General features: G+C 69.9%; 15 protein-coding genes. 6 read left to right on the top strand and 9 right to left on the bottom strand.

All coding sequences use genetic code 11. The annotated features are described in order from the left end of the window. The first annotated feature begins 109 nt into the window (after window positions 1–109). The 6 genes from AC1DF3_RS08800 (at window position 110) to AC1DF3_RS08775 (ending at window position 6,642) form a co-directional block, all read left to right on the top strand. On the top strand, window positions 110–892 hold the full coding sequence (locus AC1DF3_RS08800) for a citryl-CoA lyase (protein ID WP_286535441.1): 783 nt from the start codon (window positions 110–112) through the stop codon (window positions 890–892). Window positions 893–903: 11 nt separating this feature from the next. After that, a complete protein-coding gene (locus AC1DF3_RS08795) occupies window positions 904–1,767 on the top strand; it encodes an HTD2 family dehydratase (RefSeq protein ID WP_478139379.1) in 864 nt (287 codons plus the stop codon). Between the two features lie 5 nt (window positions 1,768–1,772). Beyond that, the gene (locus AC1DF3_RS08790; RefSeq protein ID WP_478139378.1) at window positions 1,773–2,933 is read left to right on the top strand and encodes an acyl-CoA dehydrogenase family protein; all 1,161 of its coding nucleotides are present in this window, start codon (window positions 1,773–1,775) and stop codon (window positions 2,931–2,933) included. After that, window positions 2,933–4,123, top strand: coding sequence for a CaiB/BaiF CoA transferase family protein (locus AC1DF3_RS08785; protein ID WP_478139377.1), 1,191 nt, complete (start codon window positions 2,933–2,935; stop codon window positions 4,121–4,123). Before AC1DF3_RS08790 ends, AC1DF3_RS08785 begins: the two co-directional genes overlap by 1 nt. A 32-nt stretch (window positions 4,124–4,155) precedes the next feature. Beyond that, the gene (locus AC1DF3_RS08780; RefSeq protein WP_478139376.1) at window positions 4,156–5,523 is read left to right on the top strand and encodes an MmgE/PrpD family protein; all 1,368 of its coding nucleotides are present in this window, start codon (window positions 4,156–4,158) and stop codon (window positions 5,521–5,523) included. Window positions 5,524–5,817: 294 nt separating this feature from the next. Then, window positions 5,818–6,642 (top strand): HpcH/HpaI aldolase/citrate lyase family protein, encoded by an 825-nt coding sequence (locus tag AC1DF3_RS08775; protein ID WP_478139375.1) that lies wholly within the window; start codon window positions 5,818–5,820, stop codon window positions 6,640–6,642. Between the two features lie 13 nt (window positions 6,643–6,655). On the opposite strand, the gene AC1DF3_RS08770 is transcribed toward AC1DF3_RS08775, so the two are convergent. The 9 genes from AC1DF3_RS08770 to AC1DF3_RS08730 all read right to left on the bottom strand — a co-directional run bounded on the left by AC1DF3_RS08770 (window position 6,656) and on the right by AC1DF3_RS08730 (window position 15,253). Then, window positions 6,656–7,363: an arylmalonate decarboxylase gene (locus tag AC1DF3_RS08770; protein WP_478139374.1), complete on the bottom strand. Its 708-nt coding sequence runs from the start codon at window positions 7,361–7,363 to the stop codon at window positions 6,656–6,658. Window position 7,364: 1 nt separating this feature from the next. After that, the gene (locus tag AC1DF3_RS08765; protein WP_478139373.1) at window positions 7,365–8,375 is read right to left on the bottom strand and encodes a Bug family tripartite tricarboxylate transporter substrate binding protein; all 1,011 of its coding nucleotides are present in this window, start codon (window positions 8,373–8,375) and stop codon (window positions 7,365–7,367) included. 32 nt (window positions 8,376–8,407) lie between these two features. Further along, entirely contained in the window at window positions 8,408–9,562 is a 1,155-nt protein-coding gene (locus tag AC1DF3_RS08760) for a mandelate racemase/muconate lactonizing enzyme family protein (protein ID WP_286535450.1), read from the bottom strand. Between the two features lie 108 nt (window positions 9,563–9,670). Continuing rightward, window positions 9,671–10,042 (bottom strand): hypothetical protein, encoded by a 372-nt coding sequence (locus AC1DF3_RS08755; protein ID WP_478139372.1) that lies wholly within the window; start codon window positions 10,040–10,042, stop codon window positions 9,671–9,673. Window positions 10,043–10,073: 31 nt separating this feature from the next. After that, on the bottom strand, window positions 10,074–10,967 hold the full coding sequence (locus tag AC1DF3_RS08750; protein ID WP_286526433.1) for a LysR family transcriptional regulator: 894 nt from the start codon (window positions 10,965–10,967) through the stop codon (window positions 10,074–10,076). A 5-nt stretch (window positions 10,968–10,972) separates the two neighbouring features. Continuing rightward, window positions 10,973–11,875: a LysR family transcriptional regulator gene (locus tag AC1DF3_RS08745; RefSeq protein WP_478139371.1), complete on the bottom strand. Its 903-nt coding sequence runs from the start codon at window positions 11,873–11,875 to the stop codon at window positions 10,973–10,975. A 31-nt stretch (window positions 11,876–11,906) separates the two neighbouring features. Beyond that, window positions 11,907–12,812 (bottom strand): SDR family NAD(P)-dependent oxidoreductase, encoded by a 906-nt coding sequence (locus AC1DF3_RS08740; RefSeq protein WP_478139370.1) that lies wholly within the window; start codon window positions 12,810–12,812, stop codon window positions 11,907–11,909. A 100-nt stretch (window positions 12,813–12,912) separates the two neighbouring features. Then, window positions 12,913–13,734, bottom strand: a complete 822-nt coding sequence (locus AC1DF3_RS08735) for a thioesterase family protein (RefSeq protein WP_478139369.1) — start codon at window positions 13,732–13,734, stop codon at window positions 12,913–12,915. A 10-nt stretch (window positions 13,735–13,744) separates the two neighbouring features. Continuing rightward, window positions 13,745–15,253: a class I adenylate-forming enzyme family protein gene (locus AC1DF3_RS08730; protein ID WP_478139368.1), complete on the bottom strand. Its 1,509-nt coding sequence runs from the start codon at window positions 15,251–15,253 to the stop codon at window positions 13,745–13,747. Window positions 15,254–15,264 lie beyond the last annotated feature (11 nt).

Raw genomic sequence — 15,264 nt, 5'->3', positions numbered from 1 at the left:
CGCGCACCGACGTTCACGATTGCCGAAGGGAGCCTTCGGCAATCACAGACCGCGATCGCTGCAACGGGACTAGATTCGCGGGGTCGACATTTCGCGCACCCATTCCTCCATGACCAAGATCAAGAAGTCCCTGCACACCGAACTCGGCCACAGCACGCCCGACAAGATCACCGTGCGCGGGCGCGACCTGCCCTCCGAGATCCTCGGCCACCTGAACCTCGGCGACATGGCCTTCCTCGAGCTCACCGGCCGGGTGCCGACCCCGCAGGAATCGATCACTTTCAACGCCATCGTGGTGACGCTGGTCGAGCACGGCATCACGCCGAGCGCGCTGGTCGCCCGCCTGACCTACGCCGGCGCGCCCGAGGCGCTGCAGGCCGCCGTGGGCGCCGGCCTCTGCGGGCTGGGCAGCGTGTTCGTCGGCAGCACCGAAGGCGCCGCGCGCATGCTGTACGAGGCGATCCCGCCCGGCACCCAGCCCACCCGGCCGCTGGCCGACCTGGCGCGCGAGATCGTCGCCGCCTACCGCGCCCGCAAGGAGATCGTGCCGGGGCTGGGCCATCCGCTGCACAAGCCGATCGATCCGCGCACGCCGCGGCTGTTCCAGATCGCGGCCGAGAACGGCCTGTCGAGCCACTACGTGGCGCTGATGCAGGCGGTGCAGGCAGAAGCCGAGCGGGTCTCGGGCAAGTCGCTGCCGATCAATGCCACCGGCGCCATCGGTGCCATCGCGGCCGAATTCGGCTTCCCCTGGCGCATCATCCGCGGCTTCGGTGTGATGGCGCGCGCCATCGGCCTGGTCGGCCACATCCTGGAGGAGATCGACGATCCGATGGGCGTCGAGATCTGGCAGCGGGTCGAGCGCGAGGCCGGGAGCCCGCGCCAAGACTGAAAGGCCAGGCCATGACCGACCCGCTCGACATCGCCCACCTGCAAACCTGGATCGGCCGCACCGAGACCCATGACGACCTGCTGTCGCCCTGGACCGCGAGCGCGCTGGCCGCCACCCTTCGCAACGACGACCAGCCCTGGCCGGCGGGCCGGGCGCTGCCGCCGCTGTGGCACTGGTGCTACTTCCTGCCGACCGCGCCACAGATCCAGCTCGGTCCGGATGGCCATCCGGCGCGCGGCGGCTTCCTGCCGCCGGTGCCGCTGCCGCGCCGCATGTGGGCCGGCAGCCAACTCGAGTTCTTCGCGCCGCTGCCGCTCGGCGCGCCGGCGCGCAAGACCTCGCGCGTGGCTGACGTCACCCTGAAGCAGGGCAAGGCCGGTGCCCTGGTGTTCGTCAAGGTCGCGCACGAGGTGCACGCAGGCGACACGCTGGTGCTGCGCGACCTGCACGACATCGTCTACCGCGAGGCGGCGAAGCCGGGCGAATCGGCGCCGCCGCAAGTTCCCCCGGCCGATGCGGCCTGGTCGGTCGAGCACCGGCCCGACGCCACCCTGCTGTTCCGCTACTCGGCGCTCACCTTCAACAGCCACCGCATCCACTACGACCATCCCTACGTCACGCAGGTCGAGGGCTACGAGGACCTGGTGGTGCACGGTCCGCTGATCGCCACGCTGCTGCTCGAGGCGGCGCAACAGCACAACCCGGGCCGGCAGGTGCTTGGCTACAGCTTCAAGGCCGTTCGCCCGCTGACCTGCGGCCGCCTGCTGCGGGTCTGCGGCCACGCGGCCGATGCCGACGGCAAGGTTGCACTCTGGGCCGAAGACGGCCAGGGCGCGCTGCTGATGCAGGCCAGCGCCGAACTCTCATCCTCCTGACCGCCATGACCGATGCCAATCCCCGCTTCCCCGACATCCGCGACGCCGTGCGCGACCTCTGCGCCCAGTTCCCCAACGAGTATTTCCGCAAGGTCGACGAGGCCCGCGCCTACCCGGCCGAGTTCGTCGACGCACTGACCAAGGCCGGCTGGATGGCCGCGCTGATACCGCAGGAATACGGCGGCTCGGGCCTCGGGCTCACTGAAGCCTCGGTGATCATGGAAGAGATCAACCGCGCGGGCGGCAACTCGGGCGCCTGCCATGGCCAGATGTACAACATGGGCACCTTGCTGCGCCACGGCTCCGAGGCGCAGAAGCGCCAGTACCTGCCGAAGATCGCCAGCGGCGACCTGCGACTGCAGTCGATGGGCGTGACCGAGCCGTCGACCGGCACCGACACCACCAAGATCAAGACCACCGCGGTGAAGAAGGGCGACCGCTACGTCATCAACGGCCAGAAAGTCTGGATCTCGCGCATCCAGCACTCCGACCTGATGATCCTGCTGGCGCGCACCACGCCGCTGGCCGACGTCAAGAAGAAGTCCGAAGGCATGTCGATCTTCATCGTCGACCTGCGCGAGGCCATCGGCAACGGGCTCACGGTGCGGCCCATCCTCAACATGGTCAACCACGAGACCAACGAGCTGTTCTTCGAGAACCTCGAGATCCCGGCCGAGAACCTGATCGGCGAGGAAGGGCAGGGCTTCAAGTACATCCTCGACGGCCTCAACGCCGAGCGCACGCTGATCGCGGCCGAGTGCATCGGCGACGGCTACTGGTTCATCGACAAGGTCACCGCCTACACCAAGGAGCGCGTGGTCTTCGGCCGTCCGATCGGCCAGAACCAGGGCGTTCAGTTCCCGATCGCCGAGGCCTTCATCGAGGTCGAGGCGGCCGACCTGATGCGCTACGAGGCCTGCCGCCGCTTCGACGCCCGCGAGCCCTGCGGCGCCCAGGCCAACATGGCGAAGTACCTCGCCGCCAAGGCCTCGTGGGAGGCCGCCAACGCCTGCCTGCAGTTCCACGGCGGCTTCGGCTTCGCCTGCGAATACGACATCGAGCGCAAGTTCCGCGAGACCCGGCTCTACCAGGTGGCGCCGATCTCGACCAACCTGATCCTGAGCTACGTGGCCGAGCACATGCTGGGCTTGCCGAGGAGCTTCTGATGCGGCCGCTCGAAGGCATCACGGTCCTCACGCTCGAACACGCGATCGCGGCGCCGTTCTGCACCCGGCAACTGGCCGACCTGGGCGCCCGCGTCATCAAGGTCGAACGGCCCGGCAGCGGCGACTTCGCGCGCGCCTACGACCAGCGCGTGCACGGCCTGGCCTCGCACTTCGTCTGGACCAACCGTTCCAAGGAGAGCCTCACGCTCGACGTCAAGCACCCGCAGGGCCAGGAGATCCTCCAGCGCCTCATCGCCGAAGCCGACGTGCTGGTGCAGAACCTCGCGCCGGGCGCGGCCGCGCGGCTGGGCCTGTCGTTCGAGGCCTTGTCGCCGAAGCATCCGGGCCTGATCGTGTGCGACATCTCGGGCTACGGCGACGATGCGCAGAAGCCCGGGCCCTACCGTGACAGCAAGGCCTACGACCTCTTGATCCAGAGCGAGTCCGGCTTCCTGTCGGTCACCGGCACGCCGCAGGACATGGCGAAGGCCGGCTGCTCGATCGCCGACATCTCGGCGGGCATGTACGCCTACAGCAACATCCTGGCGGCGCTGCTGCAGCGCGGCAAGACGGGCAAGGGCTGCCGCATCGACGTCTCGATGCTCGAGAGCATGGTCGAGTGGATGAGCTTCCCGATGTACTACGCCTTCGACGGTGCCGAGCCGCCGCCGCGCGCGGGCGCCGCGCACGCGACGATCTATCCCTACGGTCCGTTCCAGGCCGGTGACGGCAAGCTGGTCATGCTGGGCCTGCAGAACGAGCGTGAATGGCAGGTGTTCTGCGCCCAGGTGCTGGAGCAGCCGGCCCTGGCGACCGATGCGCGCTTTGCCTCCAACACGCAGCGCACCGCGTCGCGCGATGCGCTGCGCGAGATCATCGTGCAGGCTTTCGCGCCCTTCACCGCGGCGCAGATCATGCAGCGCCTCGACGCCGCGCAGATCGCGACCGCGCAGGTCAACACGATGCACGACGTCTGGAACCACCCGCAGTTGGCGGCGCGCGGGCGCTGGACCGAAGTGGGCACCGGCGCCGGCCCGATTCCGGCGCTGCTGCCGCCGGGCGTGCCGCGCGAATGGGATGCACGCATGGATGCGGTGCCCACCCTGGGCCAGCATACCGATGCGATCCTGGCGCAATGCGGCTACGACGCCGACGCCATCGCGGCACTGCGTTCCGACGGCGCCGTGTGAGCAACGAAACATTTTCGACCGAGACCCTTGCCATGAGCACCCACGCATCCGATCACCCGAGCCAGGCGCTCGCCACTTTCGCCTCCGAACTGACGTTCGAGCGCATTCCCGATCCGGTGGCGCGCCGCGCCGAGGACCTGATGCTCGACTGGCTGGGCTCGGTGCTCGCCGCCCGGTCGGCGCGTCCGGTGCAGGCCATCCAGCGCTTTGCCGAGATGATGGGGCCGGCCGAGGGGCCGAGCGAGGTGCTGATCTCGCGCCGTACCACTTCGCCGGTCTTCGCGGCGTTGGTGAATGCCGCGGCCTCGCACTACGTCGAGCAGGACGACGTCCACAACGGTTCGGTGTTCCATCCGGCGGCGGTGGTGTTCGCACCTGCGCTGGCGACCGCGCAGGCGCTGGGCGCGAGCGGCGCGCAGTTGCTCACGGCCGTGGTGGCCGGCTACGAAGTCGGCATCCGGGTCGGCGAGTTCCTCGGCCGCTCGCACTACCGCACCTTCCACACCACCGCCACCGCCGGCACGCTGGCGGCCGCTGCGGCGGTGGGGCGGCTGCTCGAACTCACGCCGGCCCAGATGCTGCACGCCTTCGGCTCGGCCGGCACCCAGTCGGCCGGCGTGTGGGAGTTCCTGCGCGACGCCGCCGATTCGAAGCAGCTTCACTGCGCGCATGCGGCGGCGAGCGGGCTGATGTCGGCCTACCTCGCGAAGGATGGCTTCACGGGCGCGCAGCATGTGCTCGAAGGCGCGCAAGGCCTGGGCGTGGGCATGTCGACCGATGCCGATCCCGCGCGCCTGGTCGATGGGCTGGGCACGCGCTGGACGCTGGCCGAGACTTCGTTCAAGTACCACGCCTCCTGCCGCCACACGCACCCGGCCGCCGATGCGCTGCTGCAGGTCATGAGGCGCGAGCAGCTGCAGCAGGGCGACATCGCGCGCGTCGTGACCCATGTTCACCAGGGCGCGATCGACGTGCTGGGCCGCGTGGTCGTGCCGACCACCGTGCACCAGGGCAAGTTCTCGATGGGCACCGTGCTTGGCCTGATCGCGGTCCATGGCCGCGCCGGCCTGACCGAATTCGACCGCGACTACCTGGCGCCCGAGGTGGCTGCCTTCCGCGAAAAGGTCATGATGGAGCTCGACCGTGAGGTCGACACTGCCTACCCGGCGCGCTGGATCGGCAAGGTCAGCGTCACGACCACCGACGGGCGCACCTTCTCGGGCCGGGTCGACGAGCCCAAGGGCGACCCCGGCAACACGCTGAGCCGGGCCGAGATCGAGGACAAGATGAAGCGGCTCGTTGCGTACGGCGAAGCTGCCACGCCGCAGGAGGCGCAGGCGCTGTGCGATGGCATCTGGTCGCTGGCGGCGGCGCCGCGCTTCGGACGCCTTTTGGCGTAGGTTGGGGCGGGATCACGCCGACGGCGTACTCTGCTCCGCGAATGTCCCCCGGCCTGCGGCCTCCTCCTTTATTTCGCTGCGCAGAGCACACCATCGACGTGATCCGTCACGGCGGTGGTTCATCCTTGGCCAGCACGACACGACGCTACCCGTGACGAGGGCGCCGGGTGGCCCCCGCAGCGAAGTAAAGGAGGAGCCGAAGGCGGGGGACATGAGCGGAGGGGGCCACCCGGCGTCCTCGGCACACGCCCCGGACAACCTGGTGCCCACGGCTCGCATCACTGGAGACTCGACATGACACAAATCGCCCGAAGCCTGCTCTTCGTACCAGGCCATCAACCCACGCGCTTCGACAAGGCCTGCCAGAGCGGCGCCGACGCGGTCGTGCTCGATCTCGAGGATGCGGTGCCGCTCGACCGCAAGGACGAAGCGCGCACGCAGGTCGCCCTCTGGATCGCGGCGCGCGATGTCGATGGCGGCGGTCCGGTCGTCGGCGTCCGCGTCAACGCCGCCGACACCCCGTGGCACGCCGCCGACATCGAGATGTGCGCGCAGGCCGGCGTCGCCGCGCTGATGCTGCCGAAGGCCGAGGACGCGGCCGTGCTTCAGCGGCTCTCCGATGTTCTGCCTCGGGCCGTGCTGTGGCCGCTGATCGAGACCGCGCGCGGCATCGACCAGCTCGGCGCGATCGCGGCGGTGCCCCGGGTCCAGCGGCTGGTCTTCGGGTCGATCGACTTCCAGGCCGACCTGGGCATCGAAGGCGAGGGCGTCGAGCTGCTGCTGTTTCGTTCGCAGATCGTGCTGGCGTCGCGCCTGGCCGAACTGCAGCCGCCGGTCGACGGCGTCAGCACCTCGATCGACGATCCGGCCATTGTCGAGGCCGATGCGAGGCAGGCGCGGCGCCTGGGTTTCGGCGGCAAGCTCTGCATCCATCCGAAGCAGGTCGAGACCGTCAAAAGGGGTTTCTCGCCGACGCCGGCACAGCTCGAATGGGCACGGCGCGTGATCGAAGCCGATGCGGGCAGCCGCGGCGCGCCGGTCGCGGTCGACGGCAAGATGGTCGACCGCCCCGTGGTGCTCAAGGCGCAGGCGCTGCTCGCCGCGGCCGACCGCGGCTGAGCCGCCCGCGCGTTCAGGCGAACAGGCGTCCGTGGCCCGGCGAGCGCGCATCGAGCCCGGCACAACGCACCAGGTCCCAGAAGCCCGCAGGCGAACTCGACACCACCGGCACGCCGAAGCGTGCCTCGACCTCGCGCACCGCATCGAGCGTGACCAGGCCGCCGCACGAGATCAGGATGCCGTCGGCGCCCGGACTCGCTTCGAAGACAGTCGCGCAAAGGTCGACCAGCACGGCGGTCGGCACCTCGCCGACCGCCTGCACGTCGGAGATCGACAGCCCCTGCAGCGCCAGCGGCTCGAAGTCGCTGTCCTCGAGGTAGCGCCGCAGATGCACGTTGACTTCGTCGATGTAGGCGGTGGCCACCGCGACCCGCCGCACGCCGAGGCTGCGCAGGCCGCCGACGATGGCGTTGCTCATCGTGCTGCAGGGCAGCCCGGTGGCGCGGGCCATTTCCTGCTGCAGCTCGCGGTTGAATGCGGCGCCGCGAAAGAAGCTCAGCGAGGTGCCCATCAGCGAGACCGCGGCCACGCCTTCGGCCTTGAGTTCGAGCGCTTTCTCGACCACCGAATCGATCACCTCGGTGTAGCCGCGGGTGGAGATCTCGCCGAGGCCGAGCCCGCGGGCGCTGAAGCGGATGCGCTCTCCGTACAGCAGCGGGCCATCGACCGGCACCGCGCCGGCGGCCGGGGGAACGATCAGGCCCAGGTGCGCTTGCGTCATTTCAGCTCCCTTCGGCCACGATGCGCTGGTCGGTGATGATGCGTTTCCAGCGTGCCGTCTCGTCGGCCAGATCCTTGCGCAGCTGCGCGGGCGGCGCGTAGGCGCGCAAGGTGCCTTGGGCGGCTGCCGCGGTGGCCGCCTCGGGGGTGTCGAGCACCGTCTTCACGGCCGCCGAGATCTTCTCGACGATGTCGTCGGGCGTGCCCGCCGGCGCCAACAGGAAGAGCCGCGGCGCGACGTCGAAGCCCGGCAGCGCATCGGCCAGCGGCGCCACGCCGTCGGCGCCGTCGAGCTTCGCCTTGTTCATGAGCGCCACCGCGCGCAGCTTGCCGGCCTTGGCCTGCGCCATGCCCGCCGTGGCGCTGACGACGCCGATCGGAACCTGCCCGCCGACCACGTCGGGCACGATCTGCGCGGCCCCGCGGTAAGGCACATGCACCACGAAGCTGCCGGTGGTCTGCTTGAGCATCTCGAAGCCCAGGTGCTGCACCGTGCCGACGCCCGAGGTGGCGAAGGAATAGCGGCCCGGATGGGTCTTGAGCTCGGTCACCAGTTCGGCCGGCGTGCGGGCCGGGAAGTCGTTGCCGGTGACGATCATCAGCGGCGAGACGAAGGCGCCCGCCACCGGCTTGAAGCTGGTCAGGGGATCGATCGCGATCTTCGGCTGCAGCAGCTTGGTGATCAGCATGGCGCTGTCGCCCATCATCAGCGTGTAGCCGTCGGGCGCCGCCTTGGCGACCAGGTCGGCCGCGATCATGCCGGTGGCGCCGGCGCGGTTCTCGACCACCACCTGCTGGCCCAGCACCGCCGGCAGGCGGGCGCTCAGGATGCGTGCCGCGGCGTCGACGCCGCCGCCGGCCGAATAGCCCACCACCAGTCGGATCGGCCGGTCGGGGTACTTCTGGGCCCAGGCGGCGCCCGTCATCCCGAGCGCCATGCCCAGCGTCGCCAGGGTCGCCAGGCGCAGGGCTTGACGGCGTGGGGGTCGAGTCGCTTGCTGTCTCTTGTTCATCGTGTCTCCGTTGTCCTTGTCCATGGCCTGCTTCAGGCCTTGCCCTTGCCGTGCGAGGTCGGCAGTTTCGCCAGCTCCCGCACCCGCTCCGCGTTGGGCGCGAAGCCGAGCCCCGGCGTCTCGGGCAGCGTGAGCCAGCCCTGGTCGGGCACCGGCAGGCCGTCGAAAATCTTCTTCAGCATCTCGACCGCGACGTAGTGGTATTCGACCATGCCGCCGTTGGCGACCCCCGCATGCAGGTGCATGTTGTGGAAGGGCCAGGCACCGCCATTGTCGATCGGCACGTTGAAGGCCTGGGCCATGCCGGCGATCTTCAGGCACTGCGAGTAGCCGCCCGAGATCGTCACGTTGGGCTGCAGCACGTCGGCCGCCTGGTTGACCAGCAGGTCGCGGAAGCGGAAGGCCAGGCCTTCGTTCTGCCCGCAGGCCAGAGGGATCGTGGTGCGGCTGCGCAGCTGCGCCATCTGCCGCACGTCGTTCTGCGTCAGCGGCTCCTCGAAGAAGCTGATGCCGTAGGGCTCGATGCGGCGCGCCAGCTGGGTCGCGTGGAACAGGTCGAGGCCGCAGTTGGCGTCGACGTAGAGCTTGACGTCAGGGCCCACGGCCTCGCGGACCGCGGCCACGCGGCGCACGTCCTCGTCGATTACCTCGTCGATCGGACGGGGCTCGTCGCGGCGCGCGAGCGCATGGCCGCCGACCGTCATCTTGAGCCGCTGGAAGCCCTGCGACACCCAGAGCTTTGCCGCTTCGGCCAGCTGGTCGCGCTCGAAGAAGCCGAAGCCGAAGGTGGCATAGACCGGGACCCGCGAACGCGCGCCGCCCAGCAGGCGCCACAGCGGCTGGCCCAGTGCCTTGGCCTTGAGGTCCCACAGCGCGATGTCGAGCGCGGCGATGGCGTGACTCGCGTAGCCGGTCTGGCCGCGCGGCGAGAGCAGCCAGTAGAGCTTCTCCCAGAGGCGCTCGGTGGCCATCGGGTCTTCGCCGATCAGCGCCGGCCCCGCCACTTCGCGCACCGCGGCGGCGATGATCTCTTCCTCGGTGATGGCGGTCATGCCGTGGCCCACCAGGCCGGTGTCGGTCTCGATCTCGGTCAGGCAGAGCGACAGCGAGGTCTGCTTGGCCAGGCCCAGCACGTCGATGGTGACCGGGATGTTCAGCGGCGTGGCGCTGACGCGGATGATCTTCAAGAATGTCTCCTTTGCTTGCTCGGTTGCGCGATTCTTGACGCGCGCGAGCGGGAGAACAATTCGTTTGTGGCGGGCGCGAGGCTTCGCGGGACGCGAAGGCTCGGGCTGCTATGACCAGCGCTGCACGGCCTCGGCGGTATCGCTCGGCCGGGTGTTGAAGCAGATGCGGGAGCCGGGGGCAGCCCGGTGGACCACGTTGATCAGCTGCTCGAAGAGAAGAAAGTAGGCCGGGAGGGTCCGGATGCCGGCACCGATGACCACGCAATCGAAGGCTTTTTCGGACAGCTTCCGGGCCACCACATCGGCAGCCGTCGCGCCGAGGTCGGTCAGGCACAGCTCGGCCTCGTACCCCAGGGCGGCGAGCTTGGCCTGGTCCGCTTCGAGCCCGGCCCGGACCTTGGCGGCGTTCATGTCGGGCATCGCGCTGAAGTCGACCAGCGTGGGCTCCAATCCGATCACCAGCACCTGCGTCTTCGTCATGGGTCTCTCCTTCAAAAAGATCAGGGGCCGGTCAGGCCGGATCGGGCATCCGAAGATGCTCCAGCACCGAACGCGCCGCCGCGGTCAGGTCCTGCTCGCGCCGCACGCACAGCAGGTGGCGGCGCATGGCCCAGGGCGCGTCGAGGCGCAGGCAGCGCAGCCGCAGGATCTGCAGCTGCGGCAGGATGGCGGCGAAGGGCAGCACGCCGATGCCGATGCCCTGCTCGACCATGCGGCAGACCATGTCGAAGCTGCCGACCTGCATCCGCACCTTGAGCGGCACCTGGGCCTCGAGCGCCGCGGCGAGCAGCACGCGGTGCAGCGCCGTGCCTTCGCGAACCACGATATGGTCGTGCCGCAGCACCTCTTCGACGCCGACCCGCTTGCGGCGTGCGAGCGGATGGTCGCGCGCCACCACGACGGCGAGCTCGTCGCTGCGGTAGGCCAGGCATTCGAGCCCGTCGGCCGGCGTGTGGCCCTCGATGACGCCGATGTCGGCCAGGCCGCCGACCACGGCCTTGACCACCTCGGTGCTGGCGCGCTCCTGGAGGTCGATCTTGAGCACCGGATGCAGCCGCAGGAAGGAGCCGATCTGCGCCGGCAGGAACTGGGCGATGGCCGATGCATTGGCCGTGATGCTGACCACGCCGGCCACGCCGTTCTGGAAGTCGTCGAGCTCGGCGCCGAGCCGGTCCATGGCCGACAGCACGGCGCGGGCATGCAGCAGCAGGCCGTGGCCGGCTGAAGTGAGCGTGACGCCGCGCGCATGGCGCACCAGCAACGGCAGCTTGGCCCGCGCCTCGAGGTCGGAGATGCGCTTGCTGGCGGCGGCCAGCGCGATGTGGCAGCGCTTGGCGCCCTCGCTGATGCTGCCGTGGTCGGCCACGGCCACGAACAGGCGCAGCGATTTGAGGTCGGCCGACATCGGGCTCAGTCCGGCTTCGAGGGCTGGGCCAGGTAGTCGAAGAGTTCGCGTGCGGACGCCGGCAGCTGCTCGCGGCTGCGCGCGATGATCTTGAGCTCGCGTTCGGCCCAGGCGTCGGTCAGCGGCACGGTCTTGATGCGCAGCGCGCGCGACAGGCGCCGCGCTGACGAGGCCGGCAGCACGCCGACCCCGACACCGGCCTCGATCATCAGGCAGATGGCCTCGAAGCTGCCGACCTGGATGCGGGGCGCGTAGCCGCGGCCCGCGAGCTCGGCCTTGCGCAGCAGGAAGCGGTGGATCGCGCTGGCATGGTGCAGGCCGACATGCTGCTCCTCGAGGGTGTCGACGAAGGCCATCTCGCTGGCGTCGGCGAAGCGGTGGGCCGTGGGCACCACCAGCACCAGATGGTTGCGGCCGAAGGGGCGGGCGTCGAAGTCGCCGGTGTGGGCGTCGCCCGCGAGGATGCCGATGTCGGCGCCGCCGTCGGCCACCGAGCGCACGATCTCCTCGCTGAGGAATTCACGCAGGTCGACCTGCACCGCCGGATGCTGGGTCAGGAAGCCGGCCAGCTTCTCGGGCAGGTACTCGGTGATCGACGTGGTGTTGGCGAACACCCGCACGTGGCCCTTGATGCCCTTGCCGAAGTCCTGCATGTCGATGCGCAGGTGCTCCATCTGCTGCATGACGCGCTTGGCGTGATAGAGCAGGGCTTCGCCGGCGGCCGTGAGGTTCACGCCCTGGGCGGTGCGGTGCAGCAGCTTGCCGCCGATGGCCTCCTCCATCTGCTTGATGCGGGTCGAGGCGGCCGCGAGCGAGATGCAGGCCTTGTCGGCGCCGCGCGTCAGGCTGCGCGCCTCGGCGACGAATGCGAAAAGCTTGAGGTCGAAAAGGTCGAAGTGCAAGTTCACGGGCAGATTGTCCCGCAAGCTTGGGGGCTCGTCAGATCGGGTCCCAGCTGAACACATCGGCCGAGCGGTCGAGCGGATAGAAGCTGGCCCGCATCGCCGGCATCGCATGCTCGGCGATGGTCTGCGGCGTCCAGCCTTCGGAGCGATGCACCGAGCGCACCGGCCGCGGCTGGCTGATCAGCGAGATCTCGTTGTTGCGCACCGAGAAGATCTGGCCGTTGACCTCGTGGGCGGCATCGCTCGCCAGGTAGACCGCCAGCGGGGCGATCTTCGAGGGCGTCATCTGCTGGATCTTGGCCACGCGCGCCTTCTGCTCGTCGGTGTCGGTCGGGATGGCGCCGATCATGCGGCTCCAGGCGAAGGGCGCGATGCAGTTGGAACGCACGTTGAACTTCAGCATGTCGAGCGCGATCGACTTCGACAGCGCCGCGATGCCGAGCTTGGCGGCCGAGTAGTTGGCCTGGCCGAAGTTGCCGACGAGGCCCGAGGTCGAGGTCATGTGCACCATCGCGCCCGCGTTCTGCTCCTTGAAGAAGGTCGCGGCAGCGCGGCTCACGAAGTAGGTGCCGTACAGGTGGACCTTGATCACCGAATCCCACTCGTCGACCGACATCTTGTGGAAGAAGCGGTCGCGCAGGATGCCGGCATTGTTGACCACCGCATCGATGCGGCCGAAGTTGTCGACCGCGCATTGCACCATGCGCGCCGCGCTGGCGGCATCGGCGACGCTGTCGGTGCTGGGCACCGCCTCGCCGCCGATCGCGTGGATCTCGTCGACCACCTGCTGCGCCGGACCGGTGCTGTGGCCGGCGCCGTCGACCGCGGCGCCGATGTCGTTGACCACCACGCGGGCGCCGTGCCGCGCCATGGCCAGCGCGATGTCGCGGCCGATGCCGCCCCCTGCGCCGGTGACCAGAACCACTTTGCCTTCGACCATCGGATCTCTCCAGAAACTTGCCTGCGGAATCGCCTGCGCAGGATGCCACGGGCGGCGCCGCCCGTGCTTCGGGATTCCGAAAGAGGGGTTTCAGTCCGCCCTAGTTCCGCTCGCGCAGCACCAGCGTCTGGACCGCCGTGCCGATCGGACCCCGCTCGTCATAGAGCCGCGACAGCGTGAGGCCGGCGCCGCTGGCGTCGACCTGGGTTTCCGACGACAGGCCGATCCATTCGCCCGCCGGCGCGCGGTGCAGGTGCAAATTCAGGTCGGCATTCGAGAACAGGAAGCGGTCGGGCGGCAGCACCCAGCTGAGCCCGTTGCCGAAATCGGCCGCGGCGGCGGCGCGCATCGCGGGCGTGTTGGGCACCCCTTGCACCAGCGGCACCGCCAGCCGGAACCATGCGGCGCCCGGGCCAGGCCGGGAGACGTCGCCCTGGGCCGCCAGGGTGTCGACCGCGGTGGCGTAGAACGAGATGCCCTCGGGCAGCCCCGGGATGCGCAGCGGCTGGCTGCAATCCTGCGGCGCTGGAAGCAGGCGCGCTGGCGACGGAGCGGGCAGGCCGTCGGGCAGGGCCAGCGCCTGGCCGCGCAGCATCAGCGCATGGCCGCGCGCCACCAGCGTGTCGCCGGCCAGCAGCTCGATGGTGAGGCGCGTGGTCGAGCGCGCGGACTGCATGCTGAAACGGGTGGCGAGCGGCGCGACCGGCACCGGCTTGACCAGCTCGACGGTCAGGCGCGCCAGCTGCCAGCCGGGTTCGTCGATGGCGCTTTCGGCCACGTGCGCGAGCAGGGCGCTGGGAGCGCCGCCGTGCTGCGCGCGAGGGTCCCAGGGGCCGCGCGCGAGCGCGCTGGGCAGCCAGGCCTCGCCCTCGCGGGTGAACACGGCGGCAGGGCGTTCGGATTCGATCGGCGGATGGGTCATCGCCGTATTCTTACCGCAGCTGGTGCTTGAGCAGCTTGCCGGTCGCGGTGCGCGGCAGCGCCTCGCGCACTTCCCAGGCGCGCGGGATCTTGTAGCGCGCCAGCTGCGGTTCGAGGTACTTGCGCAGCGCGTCGCCGTCGAGCACCCGGCCGGGGCGCGCCGCCATCACAGCGGTCACGGTCTCGCCCCATTCGGGATGCGGACGGCCGATGACGGCCACGTCCTGCACGTCGGGATGCATCGCCAGCACGTCCTCGACCTCCTTCGAATAGACGTTTTCGCCGCCGGTGACGATCATGTCGCGCAGCCGGTCGACGATGAAGAGGTAGCCGTCTTCGTCGATCCGCGCCAGGTCGCCAGTGCGGTACCAGCCTTCGTCGTCGAACGCGGCGGCCGAGGCTTCGGGATTGTCGAGGTAGCCCTTCATGATCGCGGGCGAGCGCAGGTGGATCTCGCCCACTTCGCCGGCCGAGCAGCGCTCGCCGTCGGCGCGGCGCACCTCGACCGCGACCCCCGGCACGCCGGCGCGTCCGATCGAGCCGGCCTTGGCGATCGCCTCCTCGGGATAGAGCACGGTGCCCAGCGGGCCCGATTCGGTCATGCCGTAGACCTGCACGAAGCGGTCGCTGCGGTAGCTGTCGGCCAGCTTGCGTGCCATGTCGGCGCCCAGCGGCCCGCCGCCGTAGGCCCACATCCGCATCGCGCTGAAATCGTAGGACTGCAGGTCGGGCACCACCTGCAGCGGTGCCAGGAAGGCGATCGGCGCGCCGAAGGTGAAGCTGATGCGCTCCTGCGCCAGCGTGTCGAGGAAGGCCTTGGGCGCGTACTCGCGCAGCAACACCACGCTGCCGCCCATCAGCAGGGTGCCGAGCAGCCAGTTGTTGAGCGGCGACGAATGCCAGGCCGGCATCGCGATCAGGGTGCGCTCGTGGCGCGTGATCGAGGTGCTGGCGGCCGCGCACACCGCCGCGAGGAACACGTTGGCATGGGTGTGCAGGCAACCCTTGGGCTTGCCCGTGGTGCCCGAGGTGTAGAGGATCTCGGCCAGCGCGTCGGTGGCCGGCGGCGTGCCGCGCTCCAGGGGCGCGGCCTGCGCGAGCAGTTCGTCGAAGCTGGCCATGCCGGCGCCGGCGCCGGCGCTGTCGGTCGAGAGCCACGCCGGTGCATGCGCGACCTTCTGCGCGAGCGCTGCCAGCGCACCGTCGACCACGCACAGCTTGGTGCCCGAATGCCGCAGCACGTGGTCGACCTCGGGCGCCTGCAGCTTGTGGTTGACCGGCACCACCGCGGCCCCGAGCCGCCAGGCGCCGAACAGCGCGAGCACGAAGCCCGGCGTGTTGAAGCACAGCAGCGCCACGCGGTCGCCGGCGACGATGCCCTGGCCGCGCAGCACGGTGGCGGCGCGGCGGCTCAGCTCGGCGAACTCGGCGTAGCTGTACGAGCGGCCCGCGGCGCGCAGGAACTCCTTGCCCGGCTGCACCCGGGCGTGCTGGTCGAGGATCGAAACGAAATCCGTCATCTTGCTTGTCG

The sequence above is a fragment of the Variovorax sp. 10N432 genome (assembly GCF_056394465.1).
The sequence above is the reverse complement of the archived record's forward strand: the minus strand, read 5'-3'. Positions and strand labels throughout refer to the sequence as shown.

Excerpts from the sequence above, each read along its gene's own strand:
- AC1DF3_RS08800 (WP_286535441.1), top strand. The coding sequence starts at position 110 with ATGACCAAGATCAAGAAGTCCCTGCACACCGAACTCGGCCACAGCACG.
- AC1DF3_RS08795 (WP_478139379.1), top strand. The coding sequence starts at position 904 with ATGACCGACCCGCTCGACATCGCCCACCTGCAAACCTGGATCGGCCGC.
- AC1DF3_RS08790 (WP_478139378.1), top strand. The coding sequence starts at position 1,773 with ATGACCGATGCCAATCCCCGCTTCCCCGACATCCGCGACGCCGTGCGC.
- AC1DF3_RS08785 (WP_478139377.1), top strand. The coding sequence starts at position 2,933 with ATGCGGCCGCTCGAAGGCATCACGGTCCTCACGCTCGAACACGCGATC.
- AC1DF3_RS08780 (WP_478139376.1), top strand. The coding sequence starts at position 4,156 with ATGAGCACCCACGCATCCGATCACCCGAGCCAGGCGCTCGCCACTTTC.
- AC1DF3_RS08775 (WP_478139375.1), top strand. The coding sequence starts at position 5,818 with ATGACACAAATCGCCCGAAGCCTGCTCTTCGTACCAGGCCATCAACCC.
- AC1DF3_RS08770 (WP_478139374.1), bottom strand. The coding sequence starts at position 7,363 with ATGACGCAAGCGCACCTGGGCCTGATCGTTCCCCCGGCCGCCGGCGCG.
- AC1DF3_RS08765 (WP_478139373.1), bottom strand. The coding sequence starts at position 8,375 with ATGAACAAGAGACAGCAAGCGACTCGACCCCCACGCCGTCAAGCCCTG.
- AC1DF3_RS08755 (WP_478139372.1), bottom strand. The coding sequence starts at position 10,042 with ATGACGAAGACGCAGGTGCTGGTGATCGGATTGGAGCCCACGCTGGTC.
- AC1DF3_RS08750 (WP_286526433.1), bottom strand. The coding sequence starts at position 10,967 with ATGTCGGCCGACCTCAAATCGCTGCGCCTGTTCGTGGCCGTGGCCGAC.
- AC1DF3_RS08740 (WP_478139370.1), bottom strand. The coding sequence starts at position 12,812 with ATGGTCGAAGGCAAAGTGGTTCTGGTCACCGGCGCAGGGGGCGGCATC.
- AC1DF3_RS08735 (WP_478139369.1), bottom strand. The coding sequence starts at position 13,734 with ATGACCCATCCGCCGATCGAATCCGAACGCCCTGCCGCCGTGTTCACC.
- AC1DF3_RS08730 (WP_478139368.1), bottom strand. The coding sequence starts at position 15,253 with ATGACGGATTTCGTTTCGATCCTCGACCAGCACGCCCGGGTGCAGCCG.